Source organism: Chitinispirillales bacterium ANBcel5 (genome assembly GCA_029688955.1).
Taxonomy (GTDB): Bacteria; Fibrobacterota; Chitinivibrionia; order Chitinivibrionales; family Chitinispirillaceae; genus Cellulosispirillum; species Cellulosispirillum alkaliphilum.
On record JARUKZ010000021.1, the window covers coordinates 13830 to 31305 of the forward strand.

General features: G+C 39.6%; 16 protein-coding genes. 12 read left to right on the forward strand and 4 right to left on the reverse strand.

The features are described 5' to 3' along the window. The first annotated feature begins 76 nt into the window (after window positions 1-76). The 3 genes from QA601_11910 to QA601_11920 all read left to right on the forward strand — a co-directional run bounded on the left by QA601_11910 (window position 77) and on the right by QA601_11920 (window position 2423). On the forward strand, window positions 77-1024 hold the full coding sequence (locus QA601_11910; GenBank protein MDG5815786.1) for a hypothetical protein: 948 nt from the start codon (window positions 77-79) through the stop codon (window positions 1022-1024). An 8-nt stretch (window positions 1025-1032) separates the two neighbouring features. After that, window positions 1033-1785 carry a hypothetical protein gene (locus tag QA601_11915; protein ID MDG5815787.1) on the forward strand — a complete coding sequence of 251 codons (753 nt, stop codon included), beginning with the start codon at window positions 1033-1035 and terminating at the stop codon, window positions 1783-1785. Between the two features lie 146 nt (window positions 1786-1931). Continuing rightward, window positions 1932-2423, forward strand: a complete 492-nt coding sequence (locus QA601_11920) for a YchJ family protein (GenBank protein MDG5815788.1) — start codon at window positions 1932-1934, stop codon at window positions 2421-2423. A gap of 55 nt (window positions 2424-2478) precedes the next feature. Here the strand turns inward: QA601_11920 and QA601_11925 are convergent, their stop codons facing one another. After that, a complete protein-coding gene (locus QA601_11925) occupies window positions 2479-2649 on the reverse strand; it encodes a 4Fe-4S binding protein (GenBank protein ID MDG5815789.1) in 171 nt (56 codons plus the stop codon). Between the two features lie 272 nt (window positions 2650-2921). Between QA601_11925 and QA601_11930 the strand changes: the two genes are divergently transcribed. The 4 genes from QA601_11930 to QA601_11945 all read left to right on the forward strand — a co-directional run bounded on the left by QA601_11930 (window position 2922) and on the right by QA601_11945 (window position 8835). Continuing rightward, on the forward strand, window positions 2922-5582 hold the full coding sequence (locus QA601_11930) for a valine--tRNA ligase (protein ID MDG5815790.1): 2661 nt from the start codon (window positions 2922-2924) through the stop codon (window positions 5580-5582). 107 nt (window positions 5583-5689) lie between these two features. Continuing rightward, window positions 5690-6904, forward strand: coding sequence for a hypothetical protein (locus tag QA601_11935; protein ID MDG5815791.1), 1215 nt, complete (start codon window positions 5690-5692; stop codon window positions 6902-6904). 103 nt (window positions 6905-7007) lie between these two features. Beyond that, window positions 7008-7784 carry an HAD-IIA family hydrolase gene (locus QA601_11940; GenBank protein MDG5815792.1) on the forward strand — a complete coding sequence of 259 codons (777 nt, stop codon included), beginning with the start codon at window positions 7008-7010 and terminating at the stop codon, window positions 7782-7784. Between the two features lies 1 nt (window position 7785). Further along, a complete protein-coding gene (locus QA601_11945; GenBank protein MDG5815793.1) occupies window positions 7786-8835 on the forward strand; it encodes an iron-containing alcohol dehydrogenase family protein in 1050 nt (349 codons plus the stop codon). A gap of 60 nt (window positions 8836-8895) precedes the next feature. Here the strand turns inward: QA601_11945 and QA601_11950 are convergent, their stop codons facing one another. After that, window positions 8896-9840, reverse strand: coding sequence for an OmpA family protein (locus tag QA601_11950; protein ID MDG5815794.1), 945 nt, complete (start codon window positions 9838-9840; stop codon window positions 8896-8898). Further along, entirely contained in the window at window positions 9837-10235 is a 399-nt protein-coding gene (locus QA601_11955; protein MDG5815795.1) for a hypothetical protein, read from the reverse strand. Before QA601_11955 ends, QA601_11950 begins: the two co-directional genes overlap by 4 nt. A gap of 259 nt (window positions 10236-10494) precedes the next feature. Here QA601_11955 and QA601_11960 point away from each other — a divergent pair, with 259 nt between their 5' ends. Genes QA601_11960 through QA601_11980 form a run of 5 tightly spaced genes read left to right on the forward strand, consistent with a single transcriptional unit; the run spans window position 10495 to window position 16139 of the window. After that, complete coding sequence (locus QA601_11960; protein ID MDG5815796.1) at window positions 10495-11178, forward strand: DUF4956 domain-containing protein; 684 nt, start codon at window positions 10495-10497, stop codon at window positions 11176-11178. A gap of 35 nt (window positions 11179-11213) precedes the next feature. After that, window positions 11214-12224, forward strand: coding sequence for an efflux RND transporter periplasmic adaptor subunit (locus QA601_11965; GenBank protein MDG5815797.1), 1011 nt, complete (start codon window positions 11214-11216; stop codon window positions 12222-12224). A 32-nt stretch (window positions 12225-12256) separates the two neighbouring features. Further along, complete coding sequence (locus QA601_11970) at window positions 12257-13552, forward strand: hypothetical protein (GenBank protein ID MDG5815798.1); 1296 nt, start codon at window positions 12257-12259, stop codon at window positions 13550-13552. Then, window positions 13549-14346, forward strand: a complete 798-nt coding sequence (locus QA601_11975; GenBank protein MDG5815799.1) for a polyphosphate polymerase domain-containing protein — start codon at window positions 13549-13551, stop codon at window positions 14344-14346. Before QA601_11970 ends, QA601_11975 begins: the two co-directional genes overlap by 4 nt. A 17-nt stretch (window positions 14347-14363) precedes the next feature. Continuing rightward, window positions 14364-16139, forward strand: a complete 1776-nt coding sequence (locus QA601_11980) for a lamin tail domain-containing protein (GenBank protein MDG5815800.1) — start codon at window positions 14364-14366, stop codon at window positions 16137-16139. Between the two features lie 278 nt (window positions 16140-16417). On the opposite strand, the gene QA601_11985 is transcribed toward QA601_11980, so the two are convergent. Next, a complete protein-coding gene (locus QA601_11985; GenBank protein ID MDG5815801.1) occupies window positions 16418-17428 on the reverse strand; it encodes a transposase in 1011 nt (336 codons plus the stop codon). Window positions 17429-17476: the final 48 nt, after the last annotated feature.

The following is a 17476-nucleotide window of genomic DNA, read 5'->3' on the forward strand; positions in this document are numbered from 1 at the left end:
ATTTCCTAAATATATACGGTTTTTGCAGAAATTTCAGGTTTCATCGGAATTTGAAAAAGGCTCAGGTGGCCCGGTGATGCCAGCAGGTGTTCTTTTCATGTTTATAATCGTCTTTACTACTTTAGTTGCAGTAAGGATGAACAGTTATGTGATTTCGGCACTTATAATTTATGTCTTTTTCAGCATCATTGGTGCAGTTGATGACATAGCAAAGGTAATAAATCAGAGAAAAATTGCTAAGGGATTGATATCAAAACAGGATTATCAATACAAGGCAGACGGGATATCTGCCGGGTTGCGATTGTTTCTTTATATGACTATATCGTTACTGGTAGCTATGGCTGCGTACAAATATATCCCCAATATTAATGGTGATATTAATCTGCCCTTCATTAGCATAGTGAAGCGATTCCCATCATTGCCTTTTTGGCTTTTTATACCCTTTATGACATTTACCATAGCAATTTTTGCCAATGGAGTAAATTTCACCGATGGTTTTGATACTCTTGCAACGGTTCCTTCAATATGCTGTTTTGTTTTTGTGGGAATTATCTCTTTTATTTCCAGTAACAGTATCTGGAGTAATTACCTTCTTATACCCCATATTGTTGGGCTTCAGGAGATATTACCTCTTATCGGTGCGGTAATTGGAACACTTCTGGCTTATTTGTGGTTTAATTCACCACCTTCTACGATTATAATGGGTGATTCTGGTTCTGTTGGGTTAGGTGGATTAATCGGTATTCTCTTTATTTTCACCAAAGCTGGCTTTTACCTGCCGCTTGTAGGATTTATCTTTTTTATGGAATTTGCTTCCGTAGCTATTCAGATCGGATACTTTAAACTAACGGGTAAGCGAGTGTTTCTTATGGCACCGATACACCACCATTTTCAGATAATGATGCGTAAAAGCGGGCTCTATAAAGGCGAATTTCAGATAAAATCGAAAATAGCCTGGCGCTTTCATATCCTCTCAGTTGTTTGCCTTGTTTTAGGGCTGGCTCTCTTTTTAAAGATTAGGTAAGAAATGATATGCTTATTACAGGGATAGAAGGGCTTAACAATATGGTAACGGATCGTAGTTACAACTATCCCTCTCCCTCCGGAACTGAGATGATACTGGCTGCAGGACGCTTTGCTGGTATCAATCCCGGAAGCACGGTACTGGATTTCGGTAGTGCATTCGGTGAGGGGCCATGCGTTTTAGCGTCGCACTTTAGATGCAAAGTTATGGCATTTGAAACTGCATATGATAAACTCTCCAGTGCCATTACCTTATCGGTTAATAGAACTGTAAGCCATTTGATCGATTATCATAACGAAGATCTGCTTAAATCGCCTCCCGAAGAAAATCTCTTTGATTTGGCCATAATTGAAGGGGGTTCGTTAAAAAGCAGGATTGCAGAGCCATTGTTTATAAAAATGTGGGATTTGCTCCAGGATAGGGGGTGGTTTTCTTTTAGTGCGCCTGTTTTGCTTCAGCAATCCTTACCACCCAAACTTCTCTCTGTGTATGAAGCTGAAGGGTTACTGGTGGCCAATGAAGAGGAATTACGGGATCTTGCCCATCGCTGTGGTTTTGATGTACAATTCACTGCCCTTATTCCAAGAAGCGGATGGGATAACTACTTTGCGCACCTTGCTATGCACCTTGAAGATTCTTCCGGATATTACGCAGATTCGCAGAAAAAAATGGCATCACACAACCAAATAGATCTATTTTACAGGCTTGATGCTTTCAGGTATATTGGCTACCTCTTCTGCATTACCAGAAAAAGAGATTGATATTTTCGGGAATTTACCATCAACCTTTTTAATATTATTTGAGCTTTGTTGTTTCACATAAAATATTTTTTTTACCACTTCATAATATTCGATGAAGTTGAGAAAAAGAGCTAATTTGTAGAGAAGGGGTACTACAAGGAGGATAGATGGAGAAGTGTTCGTGTAATTCCGGACTTGAGTATAAAGATTGTTGTGAACCATGTATAAAGGGAACGGGACCAGCCCAGACTGCAGAAGCGATAATAAGGGCACGGTATACAGCTTATGTAAGAGGGGCTGTGGATTTTATCCTTTCCTCAACCCATCCTGACAGGCGCAGTGAGTGTGATGAAAAAGCTATCAAAGAATGGTCAGCTAATTCTCAGTGGGAGGGACTAAAAATCATCTCCACTAGTAAGGGAGGGGTAAATGATGAGGAAGGTGAAGTAGAGTTTATTGCAAGTTTTTCCGAAAACAGGATCAAAAAGGACCTGCATGAAACAGGCATGTTTAAACGTATCGATGGAGCCTGGTACTATTTAGATGGCAAAATTCACCCCCAAAAACCCTTTATTCGCAAGGAATCTAAAGTTATGCGCAATGATCCTTGTACTTGTGGCAGTGGAAAAAAATTCAAGAAGTGCTGTATGGTGGAATAAAAAAAGGGCCTCTGAAACCAGGGCCCTTTAAAAGCTAAAAAATGTGGTGCATTTCTTATGCTGGTTTGATAGCATCCGTTGGGCAGGAATCAACACAAGCACCGCAGTCAGAACATTTTTCTGCATCAATTGTATAAACATCATCTCCTTCAGCGATTGCGTCTACCGGGCATTCGGGAAGGCATGAGCCGCAAGCGAGACATTCATCTGTGATTTTATGAGACATAACTCCTCCTGTGAAAAAAATCGATATGGTACAAGAAATTTATTTTCCAACAACACAATTATAATATTCGCACCTCCTTCTCAACCAGTCCTTTTGAAAAAAAAACAAAAAAGAACTGAGTAATTGAGTGATGGTAAAAGTGAGAATCATTCTCATGCACAGTATCACTAACAAAAGCGATGAAAACAGAAGGTTACTGCGGTGTTCAAATTGTATATTAATGGGCTTGGTTAATTATTGTAAGTCGGATATGATTTTGACAGAAAGAGATTATGGAAAAACAGTATAATCCAAAACAGGTTGAAGATAAGTGGTATAAAAACTGGATGGAAGCGGGCTACTTTCACGCTGATGAAAAGAGTGATAGGCCCAGATACTCAATTGTAATACCCCCGCCTAACGTTACAGGTGTGTTGCACATGGGTCATGCTCTTAATAATACTATTCAGGATATTCTTATCCGTTATAAGCGGATGAGTGGTTTTGAGGCATTATGGATGCCGGGTACAGATCATGCTGGTATAGCAACCCAGAATGTGGTTGAGAAGCGTTTAGCCAAAAGTGGAAAGAGCAGATATGATCTTGGCAGGGAAGCTTTTTTAAATGAGGTGTGGAAGTGGAAGGATGAGTATCACAAAACAATATCTACCCAGCTTAAAAAGCTTGGGTCATCCTGTGACTGGGCACGTGAGCGTTTCACCATGGATGAGGGCCTTTCTCTTGCGGTTCGCCGGGTTTTTGTAAAACTGTACGAGGAAGGTTTGGTCTACAGGGGCAAATATATTATTAACTGGTGCCCAAGGTGTAAAACTGCTCTTTCTGATGAAGAGGCAGAGCATAAGGAACTCAATGGTAAGCTATATCACTTTCGCTATCCCTTCTCTGATGGATCGGGTTATGTGACTGTTGCTACAACCAGACCTGAGACTATGCTGGGAGATACGGCCGTTGCGGTGAATCCAACAGACCAGCGGTATAAAGACTTACTGAAAAAGTTGATTAAACTGCCTCTTGTGAACAGAGAGATACCACTAATAACCGATGAGTTTGTTGACAGTGAATTTGGAACAGGGGCAGTAAAGGTTACTCCCGCTCATGATCCAAATGACTTTGCCATGGGTCAGAGACACTCTCTTGAGCCTGTCGTTATAATGGATGAGACAGGACATATGACCGGGCCTATTCCGGAGAAGTATATCGGTATGGATCGTTTTGCCTGCAGAAAGGCAATTGTTGAAGATCTGGATGCTTTGGGGCTTTTGGAAAAGGTTGAGGATCATTCTCATTCGGTAGGCCACTGCTACCGGTGCCATACGGTTGTTGAGCCTTATTATTCTGATCAGTGGTTTGTAAAAATGAAACCATTGGCTCAGCCGGCACTAAAAGCTGCTTATGAGGATAAAATACGGTTCTATCCCCAGCGCTGGAAAAAAACGTATATCGAGTGGATGGAAAACATAAGAGACTGGTGTATATCCCGTCAGATTTGGTGGGGACATAGAATACCGGTCTGGTATTGTGAGTGTGGTGAAATAATTGTTGCGGAAAATACACCTGAAGTGTGTTCAAAGTGTAAATCTTCCTCTTTGCAGCAGGATGAAGATGTTCTTGATACATGGTTTTCATCCTGGCTTTGGCCTTTTTCAACAATGGGCTGGCCGGAAGATAGTGAATTGATGGACAAGTTTTACCCTACAGATACTTTGGCCACAGCACCTGAAATTCTATTTTTCTGGGTTGCACGTATGGTTATGGCGGGCGTTCATTTTACAGGGAAGCTTCCCTTTACAGATATAATTTTACATGGAACCGTCAGGGATAAGAGTGGCAGGAAAATGAGTAAGTCTCTTGGTAACTCCATAGATCCTCTTGAAATTATTCCGGTATATGGTGCTGATGCTCTTAGGTTTTCGATGATTATGATAACAGCACAGGGTGCTGATGTTTACCTTGGTAAGGATACTTTTGATATTGGAAGAAACTTTGCAAACAAGCTGTGGAACGCTTCAAGGTTTCTTCTTGGAACCGTAAGCGAAAAGATAAATTTTAACTCACTTCCTGCAAAAAACAGGCTAAAGGCTGAGGATCTATGGATTTTAAGCAGACTTCAGCAGCTAACTGAATCAATGAATGATGCGATTAGCTCTTTTAGATTCAACGAATCCTGCCATCTTATGTATGATTTTACCTGGCATGAGTTCTGTGACTGGTATATAGAGGCTAAAAAGGCAGATCTTTATCAAGATGAAGATTCGCAAAGAAGAGAAGACGCAATAGCTGTATCAACCTATGTACTCTCTTCTGTCTTAAAACTTCTTCATCCGATCATGCCTTTTATTACTGAGGAGATATGGTCTTATATACAGCAAAAGATCGACTTTCCCGAAATAATTGATCAAACTTCAATAATGGTATCAAACTACCCGAAACCAAAGAAAGAACTATTGGATGAATCGGTAACAGAAAAGTTTGATTTACTTCGGGAGGTCATTACTGCTCTTCGTACGATTCGGTCCGAAAACAATGTACCACCGGACAAAATAGGTACAGCAGTTATCGTTCCTTCAGATAAACAGAGTGAAGAATGGTTAAAGTCACAAACATCACTTATAAACCAGTTTGTAAAACTTTCAGATACAGTGGTGAGCAGTGATGCTTCAAAGCCGGACTTTGCTGGCTCCGCAGTTGTGCTTGGCAATCAGGTCTATATAAGCCTTGAAGGGCTTATAGACAGGGAGGTTGAGATAGAAAGACTTACAAAAGAGATGAAAAGAATTCGCTCTCTTGTTGAAAATACAGAAAGGCGCCTTTCAAATGAAAAATTTATTTCAAAGGCACCTTCCCATGTTGTAGAAAAAGAGAAAGAAAAGCTGGATGGATTAAAGCTTAACCTTGAGAAGCTTGAAAAAGATCTCACAGAATATTCAAAATAACATCTACTCAGTTATTTTTACCTTTTTGGAGGCAGGGGATCTTCTATTCACCTGCCTCTAAACTATTTCTCGATAAAAACTATATAACACTCCAAACTACCTTAAATATGCCCAAGTTCAAAAGCGAATCGCGTCTTCTTTATTTTAATGCACTCTTTGATCTTAACCTTGGTGAGCACAAAACGGAGAGATTAAAGAGGGCAACAGATGAAATGAGTTTGCTTTTCCTTCCCTTTGGGAGAGAAAATGATTCGGTTATTATAAAGGTCGGTATTGAGGATCATTACTTAGACTACCTTAAGGAGTGTGGGTTAACTGTCCCTCAGATAGCAAACAAAAAAACTATAACCGGCGAAAAAACTATTGGTGAACCCTGGGGCTGGGATAAGGATGCGGTAGCTACTTTTAGTTCCATGGGGGCTCTTAGGGCCGGTCCATCTTTAGAAAGTGTAAAGATGGTAAACTCACGTAGTTTTTGTAATGCGTTATCTCTGGATCTAAACTGTGGAGTTCCTGGCTCAAAGTTTATCAGTAATTATGTTCAGTTTCAAAATCTGATAAAACGTGGTGCACAAAACTTTCCTGCAGTAATTAAACCTGCATTTGGAAGTAGCGGGTATGGTTTTGTTCATCTAAAGACTCCTGTCATTAATAAGGAATTGTCTTTAAGGCTGGAGAAAATGATAAATAAGGGTGGGGCAATAATAGAGCCATGGTACAGAAGAGTGGCTGACATTTCAAGTACTTTTGAGATAGACAGTGCAGGGGCTGTTATAAGGAAAAATCATTATCAGTGCTCTGTAAACTCAAAAGGTACTTTCAGTGGAGTATATTTGCCGCCTCAAGGTTATGAATGCTACGAAGAGTATGAACTTCAGTTATCTGAAATTGTAGACAAGGTTTCATCCAGACTTTTTAATGCAGGTTATTTTGGCCCTGCAGGTATAGATTCCTTTATATATAAAAGGGATGATGATGAGGAACAACTTGCTGCTGTTATAGAGATTAATGCCCGCCATGTGATAAGTGATATAGCCAGGAGCATTCAAGAGAAAGTAGCTTCCCACAAGCATTGTTTTTTCAGACTTGCAAGCAGTAAGAAGGTAATATTACCCGAAAATTATCCTGAGCTTATTAAGAAACTCGGTCAGTTGTCATACTCTCCTGTAAATAAAAAAGGGGTCATTGTTATAACACCACTGAGGGTTGGTACGAAAAATATGATTCAGCCTTTCAGGAGTGCGTTTTTTCTCTGCGCAGATTCCAAAGATGATCTTTTCAGGCTTGACTCAAAAGTCATAAAACTATTATCACGCGCTTAGTTTCAATAAATACCCGTTCTGATTTTTTAGGGACATTAGTTATATTTAACGATATACTTTTAGCTGAACCAGGTACTTGAAACCATGGAGATGGTAAGAAACAATGGCTATTAAGAGTATTATTTCAGATATGGATGGTGTTATTTATAGAGGAAAAGAGCTTGTTCCCGGGGCACTTGAATTCGTTGCTCAGTTACTTGAAACCAGAACACCGTTTCTTTTTTTGACTAATAATTCAGAGCAGACACCACTTGATTTAAAGCGAAAGCTTGAAGGATTTGGAATACATGGGGTTGAGGAGAGAAACTTTATCACCTCAGCAATGGCCACTGCAGAGTTTTTGAAGCAGCAAAAACCGGCAGGTACAGCGTATGTTTTGGGTGGTGGTGGTATCATAAGTGAGCTTTACAAAGCAGGGTTTTCTATCACTGAGACTAATCCTGATTATGTTGTGGTTGGTAAAACCAGAACGCTAAACTATGACATGCTTAAAAAATCGATCTCTTTAATAATGAATGGAGCAAAATTCATTGGAACGAATCCCGATGTAATAGATCCTGCAGAAACAGGGTTTGAGCCTGCGTGCGGAAGCTTTCTGGCCGCTATAGAGATTGCTACCGCAAAGAGTCCTTATGTCATAGGAAAGCCTAACTCTTTGATGATGACTATAGCATTAAAGCAGCTTGGGGTACTTGCCAACGAGACTCTCATGATAGGGGACAGGATGGATACTGACATAGTTGCTGGAATGGAGGCAGGCATGAAAACCTGTTTGGTGTTATCTGGAGTGAGCGATGAGGCAAAGATAAGTGAATTTCCCTATAAACCAGATTATGTATATAAAAATGTAGGAGAACTACAACTCAACAGGTTGGATTAATATGGAGATATCGATTCCCACACTTTTACGTATAAAGCCAAATGCGCTTCATAAGATTGGTAAATACCTGCGCAAAGAAAATTTTACGCGTATAGCCATATTTTACGGTACAGGGCTTAAGGAAATTTTTAATGTGCAGCTAACTATTTCATTTGAGTCTTCTGAAATATCGGTATTACATCAGGAAACGGTAGCAACAAATGAAGTAGAATCGATTTATAAGAGTGCGTATAAAATCCCTGACAGAGTACAGGCAATTATTGCTATTGGTGGAGGAAAGGCTATAGACTATTGTAAATATGTTGCTTTTATTCTTCAGTTGCCCATAATAAGTGTTCCAACGTCTATATCAAACGATGGGTTTGCTTCTCCAGGGGCTTCTCTTCTTATCAATGGAAGGAGAAAGTCGCAAAAAGCAAAGATCCCTTATGGGGTAGTTATAGATACCGAAGTAATACGTAAGTCACCTGATATGTTTACCTACTCTGGAATCGGAGACCTGCTCTCCAAATACACAGCAATATACGACTGGAAACTAGCGTTTAGAGTTAATCAGGTACCGGTAAATGACTTTGCTGTTCTCATTTCAAGTAATGCGGTAGAAATACTTGTAAATTACAAAAATAAAAATGTGAAAGATCTTGAGTTTTTAAGAATGATATGCGGCAGTCTTGTTATGAGCGGTATTGCAATGGAAGTAAGTGGTTCAAGCAGACCTGCAAGCGGAAGTGAACATTTAATTTCTCACGCTTACGATATGGTTGCAAAAAAACCATCACTTCATGGAATTCAGGTTGGTGTTGCTACCTACGCAGTCAGTTGGCTTCAAAACAATAAGGCACATAACACCATAAAAGAAGTTATGGAGCAGACCGGTTTTGTTGAGTATGTTTCTAATAACCCACTGAACAGAGATGATTTCATTGAAGCGATCCTTCAGGCACCGACCATTAAGGATAACTATTACACTATACTTTCCGAAAAGAAAAACATCGATCTTTTAATTGATTATGTGAACAATGATTCGTATTTGGGGCAATTTTTAAAATAGGAGTTTTTGGTAACAACCATTCTCAAATAGGATAAATGAGAATGGTTGCTTTTAGTAAGGTTAATTTAATCTTGAGTCCTGAATGATAAGATCGACTCTGCGATTCTTTGCCCTGCCTTCTTCTGTTGAATTGTCTGCTACAGGCCTGTGAAATGCATGGCCAACATAGTCAAGTCGGCTTTCATCAACACCCTGTGTTACTAAAAACACTTTCACATTTTGTGCTCTTTCTTCTGAGAGTTTTTGATTGAATTCTTCGCTTCCAACATTATCAGTATGTCCTTCAACGATAACATCGATATCCCTGTATATTGCAAGGATTCCGGCGATTCTCGCCAGGTTGGTCTTAAGGTTGGATGTAAGGGTCGATTCACCAGTATCAAAGAGTATATCAGACATGGAAATGATGGTCCCCCGGGCATCCTCTCTGACGTCGATAAGTTCGCTTTGCAGCTCAGAAAATCGTTGCTGGGCTTCTTCCATTAATTTTTGAGCAGCTTCGCGTTCCTCATCAAGTAGTCTTTGTGTTTCTTCCAACTGATCCCTAAGGTGATAGGCTCGACTTCTTTCGAGGCCATTAATAGTTTCGTGCAAATTATGAAGATGGATCAGCAGGGAATCTTTGATATATTCAACAGAATCGGCTCTGTATAGATTTGTAGCCGTTTGCATCTCTATCAACGCTATTTGAGTAAGTAGTGAGCAGATATCAAAAGCAGAATGGGCGCTAAAGCTAAGTGAGTCTTCTTTAAAGAGATGTTGGGCAGATTCTATTGAAGAGAGCGCTCTGTTAAGAGTGGGAATAAGAGTTTCTGATCCCAGGTTGGTTAGTTGAGAGTGATTATCTTTCAGGTCTGAGCGAAAACTTTCAAGTTTTTGGGTTCTGCTAAGGGGCACAGGGGTACTTGGATTTTGCTCTTCTTCCCACACACTTTGGGCTGAATTGTTAGCCAATAAGGGTAAGGCAAAACAAAGAGCTATATAAATAGTGAGTTTTAAGTTCATGGATTCCTCGACTTTCTAATATCAGAGAGAATTTGTTCATACATTTCGACCTTTTGCTCTGCATTGTTTTTTCCGTCGATGGTTTTATTGAGTTTGGTTCGGCTGGCGAAAAACTCTTCTCGTACCAGAGTCAGATGATATCGTGCAGCTGCCATATTGGCGTGCATAATAGCGCTTTTATCTTCACCTTCTGAGGATAGCCGCTGCGCTATCGAAAGAAGTGAATCTGCCTCACTGATACTTGGATCCTGGATATTTCTCCTGCTACACTCTTCCTTAAGCAGGACTGCTTCGCTAATGGCAGTGTTTCTGATAAAAAAGAAATTTGGGCCTCCACAGGAGAAGACAAAAAATGCTATGATTATAAGAATCAATGACCTTGTTAGTTTGATCATAAAAACTCCTTAGAGCGGCAATGGAACGAAGAACACAGTACTGAACCATAAAATAGTATTGTTCACTATATAAATAATATAGAATGAGAGAAAAAAATAACGATAAAAAGAATAAAACACTAAAGAGAGCAGGTAGTACTCGGTTTTGTTTTCTGTAGTGAACGTATTTTATTTAAATTCTTTGATTGCACAAGATAATGAGGTAGTTTAAAAACACCTCCGAAATTAGTTAGACGCTTAAATTGGAAAGGTATATACTGTGCTGGATTTTTTTACACTCCAAACAGCCTCTAGTGTTCCTACAGTGATGACGGTTTTTTACACCCTTATCCTCGCTATAGTACTATCGACAGCTATAGGTATTACCTATGTAAAAACATTCAAGGGGCTGTCTTATTCAAAAAACTATGTTCAGGCTTTGATTTTAAGCTCTGTTGTTGCGGCAATTATCATGCAGTCGATAGGAGACAGTCTTGCACGAGGCCTTGGTATGATTGGGGCTTTGGCAATTATTCGGTTTCGAACTAATTTCAAGGATCCAAGGGATATAATTTTCATGTTTGCTGCTCTTTCGGCGGGTATTTCAAGCGGTGTTTACTCCTATGCAGTAGGGGTATTTGGAACGATTATGTTTTGTGCACTTAGCTTTGTTCTCTATTATTCACCAGTCGGTCAGGCAGGTTTTTTTGATGGAATGCTGCGTTTTAATGTATCTGTGAATTCAAAAGATAAGGTTCATATTGAAAAGTATTTAAAAGAGCACTGCAGGCATTTTGCGCTCATTACTTTACGTGAAATGGCGCAGGGGCTTAGGTTTGATTATGCTTATCATGTTAAATTGAAAGATGTAAAAAATCGTGCATCCCTTCTTGAATCTCTTCGCACCGTTGATACCATCGAAGGGGTCAGTCTTATGCTTCAAGAATCTACTATTGAACTTTAATTTGTGAAAATAGAAAAGGTGTGGTTGATCAAGGTATGAGAAATCTTTATTTATTATTTATAGCTGGTGTAATTCTTCTGTTTATAATATCTGTATCATTGAATCGTGAAGTGGTTTTTTTCTATGGGGTTGCTGATTCAAGAGAGATTGTTGTCAATAGAGAGAAGCCGGTAGAGATTGGTGCAATCCATGTAGTGCCTGGGCAGAGTGTGATGGTCGGAGAGATCATGGTTGAGCTGCACAGAACAGATCTTGAGATGCGTATAAAAGAGATCGGCTACAGGCTTAAGGAGCTCAAAGCACAGAGAGAAGCAGATTCTTCCTATGCCCTGTCTCAGGTTCGTCAGCTGAGAGCACAACGAGCAGCAAGGGTAAACAGTATCAATTCTGAAATTCAGGAACTAATGGCAACCTATACATTTAATACAGAGCTGACCTCTGAGCTTAAGAGTATACGTCCGGTACTTGCTGAAAATCCAAGAAATACAGGTATTATGCAGCTTCGCATTGATAACCTTAATAAGGCATTAAATTTAGTGAATAATGAGTATAACTTACGTATAGCTCATTACAATGGTTTATCACAAGAGCCTATCTTTATGCAGATAAGAAGTCTTGAAGAGGAGATAAAATATCTTGAAAAGGAGAGGGAAAAACTTTTAATTACTGCTCCTATAGAGGGCATTGTAGGCGAGGTAAATTTCATAAGCGGTGAAAAGGTTGCTCCATTTAGTCCCGTTATGACCCTGCATACCAAAGCGCCTTCTTATGTCAGTGGTTTTATATATGAGAATAATCATAACGAGATAAAAGTTGGTGATAGCGTTGATGTGAAATCGATTGCGGATAAAAGAAATATTATTAAGGGTGAAGTTGTGGGTGTTGGATCAAGAATAGTGGAATTTCCCGAGCGGCTTAGGAGAAGACCAGATGTGAAACTTTGGGGAAGGGAGGTTCAGATTCGTATTCCGGATAGTAACCACCTACTCTTAGGTGAAAAGGTTTTTATCTCTTCATCCGGTTCAGGTCTCTTAAACTGGTGGTAAAAAGGATTATACAAATTGTGTTAGGAAAGAAAATGGTTAAGGTTTTAGTGGTAATCATAACTTTTGCCTGGTCTAAGGGATATTCAGATCCTATTCCAATTAATGCGTTTCTGTCTACAGTAAGAAATGATTATAACCTTGAATCTCAAAAAGAAGGAATATCGTTTCTGGAAAGCTCGCCAGTTAGGGCCTCTATACTGGATAACGTTGAGTTTAGAATAGATGACAGGGCACTTTTTTCTGATCAGAAATCATTTCCTGAACGGCTGCGTTATTCTTTACGATTAAGACCTACAGGAATCCGTAATGCATTTGCTGCACGCCAAGTACATAATACACTGCTTGATTACAATGTTCACAGAAAGAAAATAGTTGTTAACCAATTATTAAAAGAAAGATATATGCTTATTTTTGAGCTTCTGTATCAAAGAGCTCGCCTTGAAAACTATCTGAGATTATCAGATCTATATCAGGACAGAATTCGAATTCTTAAAAGAAAAATTAATTACATAGATTTTGACTATAACGCTCTTATAAAATCTGAAAGAGAGTATACAGATGTACAATTATCTATCGTGGAGCAGCGCAGTAAAATAGAACTAATAGAGAACAAAATTCGCAACCTTTTCCCGGGTGCGATTCAAATTGAGTTTGATACCACTAATATAGTAAGTATCGAAACAGTGTACGAAATGATGAGCGGATCTTCTATTCACATTGATTCCACTAATATGTATCTTATGGAAAGTAGATTAAAACTTCGCTCTGAGGAAAACAGGTATCGTTATGAAAGTGGATCAAACAAGCCACATATACGATTCATTGAATTTACCTTTGCCCAGGATCACTTTCATGATCAATTAGATAACAGAAGGGCAGATCAAACATATGATTTCTCTAACGCATTTCAACTTGAAGTTGGCCTATCCTTTCCTACCGGAGGGCCAAACAGATTAACTGAAAATCGAAGAAAAATGGCACTAATCAGTGAAAGAAACCGGTATGGAGAGATTAAAAAAGCTCTTGAAGACAGGGTCTCGGACTTGAAAGCAGATGTAAAATCTCTCTTGGCTCAGTATACTATTCTCACAAGGAGAAACGAGGAAATAGCAGCCGAATCATCTCTAAGGCATTTTACGCGTTTTGAGGGTGAGAATCCTATATATCTGCTACAAATTAAGGAAAGCATAATTAAGAATGAAATACAAGTAGAAAATTTAAAGTATCGTATCTTTAAAATGTTTATCGAAACTATGGACCTTACCGGTAAACTTTCTGAAAAACCATTGAGAAATGTAATTTCTGTAAACCAGGAGCTGATACCATGAATCAGGATCCAATTGCTCCGGTATTGTGCAGATATGAGCTTAAGTTTGTTATACATGAATCTCTGATAGAGCCTATCTCCAGGTTTGTTTCATGTTATTGTTCTTTGGATAAGTATTCGGAGATAAAAAGCGATAATTTTTACATGATTAACAGCTTGTACCTGGATACGCCCGATTACCTGTTTTTAAGACGTAGAATAGCCGATGAAGACGGCAGATATAATATGAGAGTAAGAATGTACTCCGAAGACCCTGCAGACTTAAATTTTCTTGAAATTAAATACAAAACCGGAAGTATTTTGAAAAAAATCAGAGCAAAAATACATGGCAACGACTGGCCAGCCGTAATTCTTGATCCTTCGTATGAACCGGATCTGGCACTTGGAATACAGGAATCGGAAAACGCGGATAAATTTATACGCCTTGCTATAACAAACAATATAGAACCTAAAGTGATCATAAGATACAGAAGAAAAGCCTATATTTCAGACTATGATGACTATGCCAGAGTGACTTTTGATAGAGAAATACGTTGTGCTGTTCCTCATAACTGGGGTACCGTACCTCAACCCGGTTCACTTCATTACCTAGATCATGAAAATCTTTTTGCAGATGATTCTAATGTCGTTCTTGAGCTGAAGTGTTATACTAACAGTGTACCACTGTGGATGATCGACCTTATAAGAACATTTGATCTCCACAGATGCAGTTTTTCAAAGTACCTTTCCGGTATCAGGGAAGCAAATACATTGATTGATTATGACTGTAATGATAGAAAATCTATTTTAGTGTAAAGAGAGGAGGGTGCCTTGTGGGGTTGAAAAAATCAGATAATTTAATTGTTAGCTTTCTGTTTTGCTTCCTGTTGGTATTTGCGGCTTCCGGCGCAAACGTTATTGTTTCAGAAATTCACTATCACCCACTTGAAGGTGATCCTGATGTAGACAGAAATGATTATGAGTTCATAGAAATCTACAATCGAGGTTCATCACCAATATGTCTTACCGGGGTTGCTTTTACCGATGGGATCGGAGGGGGATTTCAGGAAGGAGACACTCTCCACCCTGAGGAGTTTCGTGTTCTTGCAAGTGATTTAGATCTGTTTAGAGAACGCTATGGTTTCGATGCTGACGGTGTCTTTGAGAGACGGTTAAGTAACAGTGGTGAGCGGGTAACACTGGAAGATACCCTGAGAGGTGAAGAACTTTTTTCCGTCAGATACAGAACACACCATCCCTGGCCTGTAATTGCAGATGGTTCAGGACACTCGCTGGTTCCTGTAAATATGTACTCCGAAGAAGATCCCGATGATCCCTTATGGTGGAGGGCATCAGCAGAGGTACATGGATCACCGGGAAGAGAAGATCCTGAAGCCATGCAGATTGACCCTATTTACATTAATGAGGTTCTTGCCACTACTAGTTATCCTGAAGTGGATTGGGTGGAGATCTATAACCCCAATGAATTTCCTGTGGATATAAGCTACTGGTTTATTACTGATCAAAAACGCAGGCCCAGGCGGTATCAGATTCCCGCAGGTACAATCATTGAGGCCCATGGCTACATGATTTTTGATGAATATGATTTTGAAGACGGTGCAGATCCATTCGCTTATAGCAGAAATGGTGAAGAACCCTATATCTTTTCCGGAAATGAAGCCGGTGAGCTTACAGGCTACAGCCATGGCTTTGAATATGGACCTATTGAGGAGTTTGTTACCTACGGACGTTATGTTACTTCCACAGGACAAGAGCACTTTGTACCTATGGCTGAACCTACTCCAGGAGCCCCAAACAGTGCCCCAAGAAGCGGCCCTCTTGTTATCACCGAACTCCACTACCAGACACAGGCAGGTGTGCGCTATATTGAGATCAGGAATATTAGCAATGAAGCTGTGCGATTGTATAATCCCGATAGTCCCGAAGACACCTGGCGGGTAAGCGGGGTAGGGAGTTTTGAATTTCCTGATATGACGGTTGCTTCAATAGGGCAGATTATTTATCTGGTAGATGAGGTGGTTGATACCACTACCTTTAGAGTGCTTTATAATATTCCCGATGATGCTATGGTGTTCAATTTTGAAGGAACACTTTCCAGAAATGGAGAACTAATACGTATAAGAAAGCCGATAGAGAATGATGATGGTGATGTTTATCGTCAGCTGATAGATGCTGTAGACTACCAAACAGAGGACCCCTGGCCGGTAGTCGAGGACAACTGGTCAATAGTTCGAATCGATCCTACAGCCTATGGTAATGACCCAATAAACTGGGAAGCCAGGCCTGGTCGGGGCAGCTCTGCTTCTGTTGCACGCAGAAACGTCTTCTCCGGCGCAAGTATGTTAGGAGCTATTCGTAACGGGACTGATTTAAGGGTAAGCTTTTCGGTAAAATCGGGTGAGGAGCTGCGCTTTAATCTGTACGATCTTCGTGGTCGGTTAGTGTTTAGCAGGGACAAGCAATTTTTTGATAAGGGTAACCACGTTGTGGATATGAATTTGGATATTCTGAGTTCTGGTAAGCATGTATTGGAGATGGTAAATGCTAGAGGTAAGAGTTATGAGATCGGGGTAGGAGTTGTGAAGTAGGGTCCTTTTGGTGCCCCGGGGGTGAATTAATGCCTTCGGGGTTTTTACTGTTTTTACCAAGCTGTTTCAATTTTTTTATTCTCCCCAGGCGTGACTTAATTCTTGAGAAAAAAAATGGGGTACGAATGCCAATTTTTGCATAGGTTACAATATTTTTAAGGAAAACTTTTTTGGAGAGGGATTTTTTTCATAAAAGATTTTTAAGATGTCAGCAAAAAAATAATGAGGCATGTATACCTTAGATTTTATCAATAAGGGTGGAGTACCAGACTCTAAGATTAGATTACAATAGCGGTTTCTATGGGACCTGCTCGGACCTCTATATTACATAATTTGCTCACAATGGCATCTTTTTTATCGTTGCCATTGGCTTTCCATACCAATTTGGAAACAGAAGAGCTGCTTACGTTCAGATAATCAGCTATAGACTTGCAAGAGAAGTCGAAAAACATCTTTCCTATATGTGCAAAAAACTGTCGAGCTTGGCTTCTTGAGTTAAGCCTACCCTTAAAAAAGAGCTCCTCATCTGAAAGTTGCATACAATTCTCTATGCTTTTCCTTAACAATTCTAAACTCATGTTTCCGTTTGCATGTCTGGCTAGTCGCAACTTTCTCAGTCGATCTTTTTTTAATACAGATTGAATGAATTGTGAATCTCCAATGATCCAGGGAAGAGCATTCGAAAAGGATTGTTTACCATTGTTTGCTTCTCTAAGCAGTTTTATAAATTGATTACTGCCCGTCGTATTCTGAGTGGATGTAATAAAACTTTCATAGGCTTCTGTTTTGTTAGGTTCACTAAAATAGCTTAAAACTTTGTCTTTATTGATTAAGGGCTCAGATTTGTTGCCCAGAATATCGCCATGCCCGCTCCACTTATAGGTGTTTAGCCTCTCAAGACTGCATTCTCCTGATCGTACCGGATTGAGGTGGATGTGTCTGATAAGCTCTTTAAGGTTGTTCTCCTGCACGATCACAGAGGAAAAACGGGTTTTTAGAACAACACCTTCTCGTTTATTTATTCGGTTATAATTTTTAGCTAAAACGGTATTTAGCCTATGCATGAAAGTAGAAATAGAGAAGTGGCTTGATAATAAAACCAGGTGATAGTGGTTATCTACAATAGACCAACTGAATAAGCTGTAAGAATATTTTTGCAAATTTTTTCTTAGTTCCTGGAGAAAAAAATCTCTGAAAGTTTCATCCCCAAAAACCCTTAACTCAGGAAGGCACCTTGTGGTGACTTCATAGATAACATCCTGGGCAATAACTCGGGGCTTGGTGCACATAAGCATACCTTATTTCAGTGTAGGGGAGAGATATAGAAGGTACAGAAG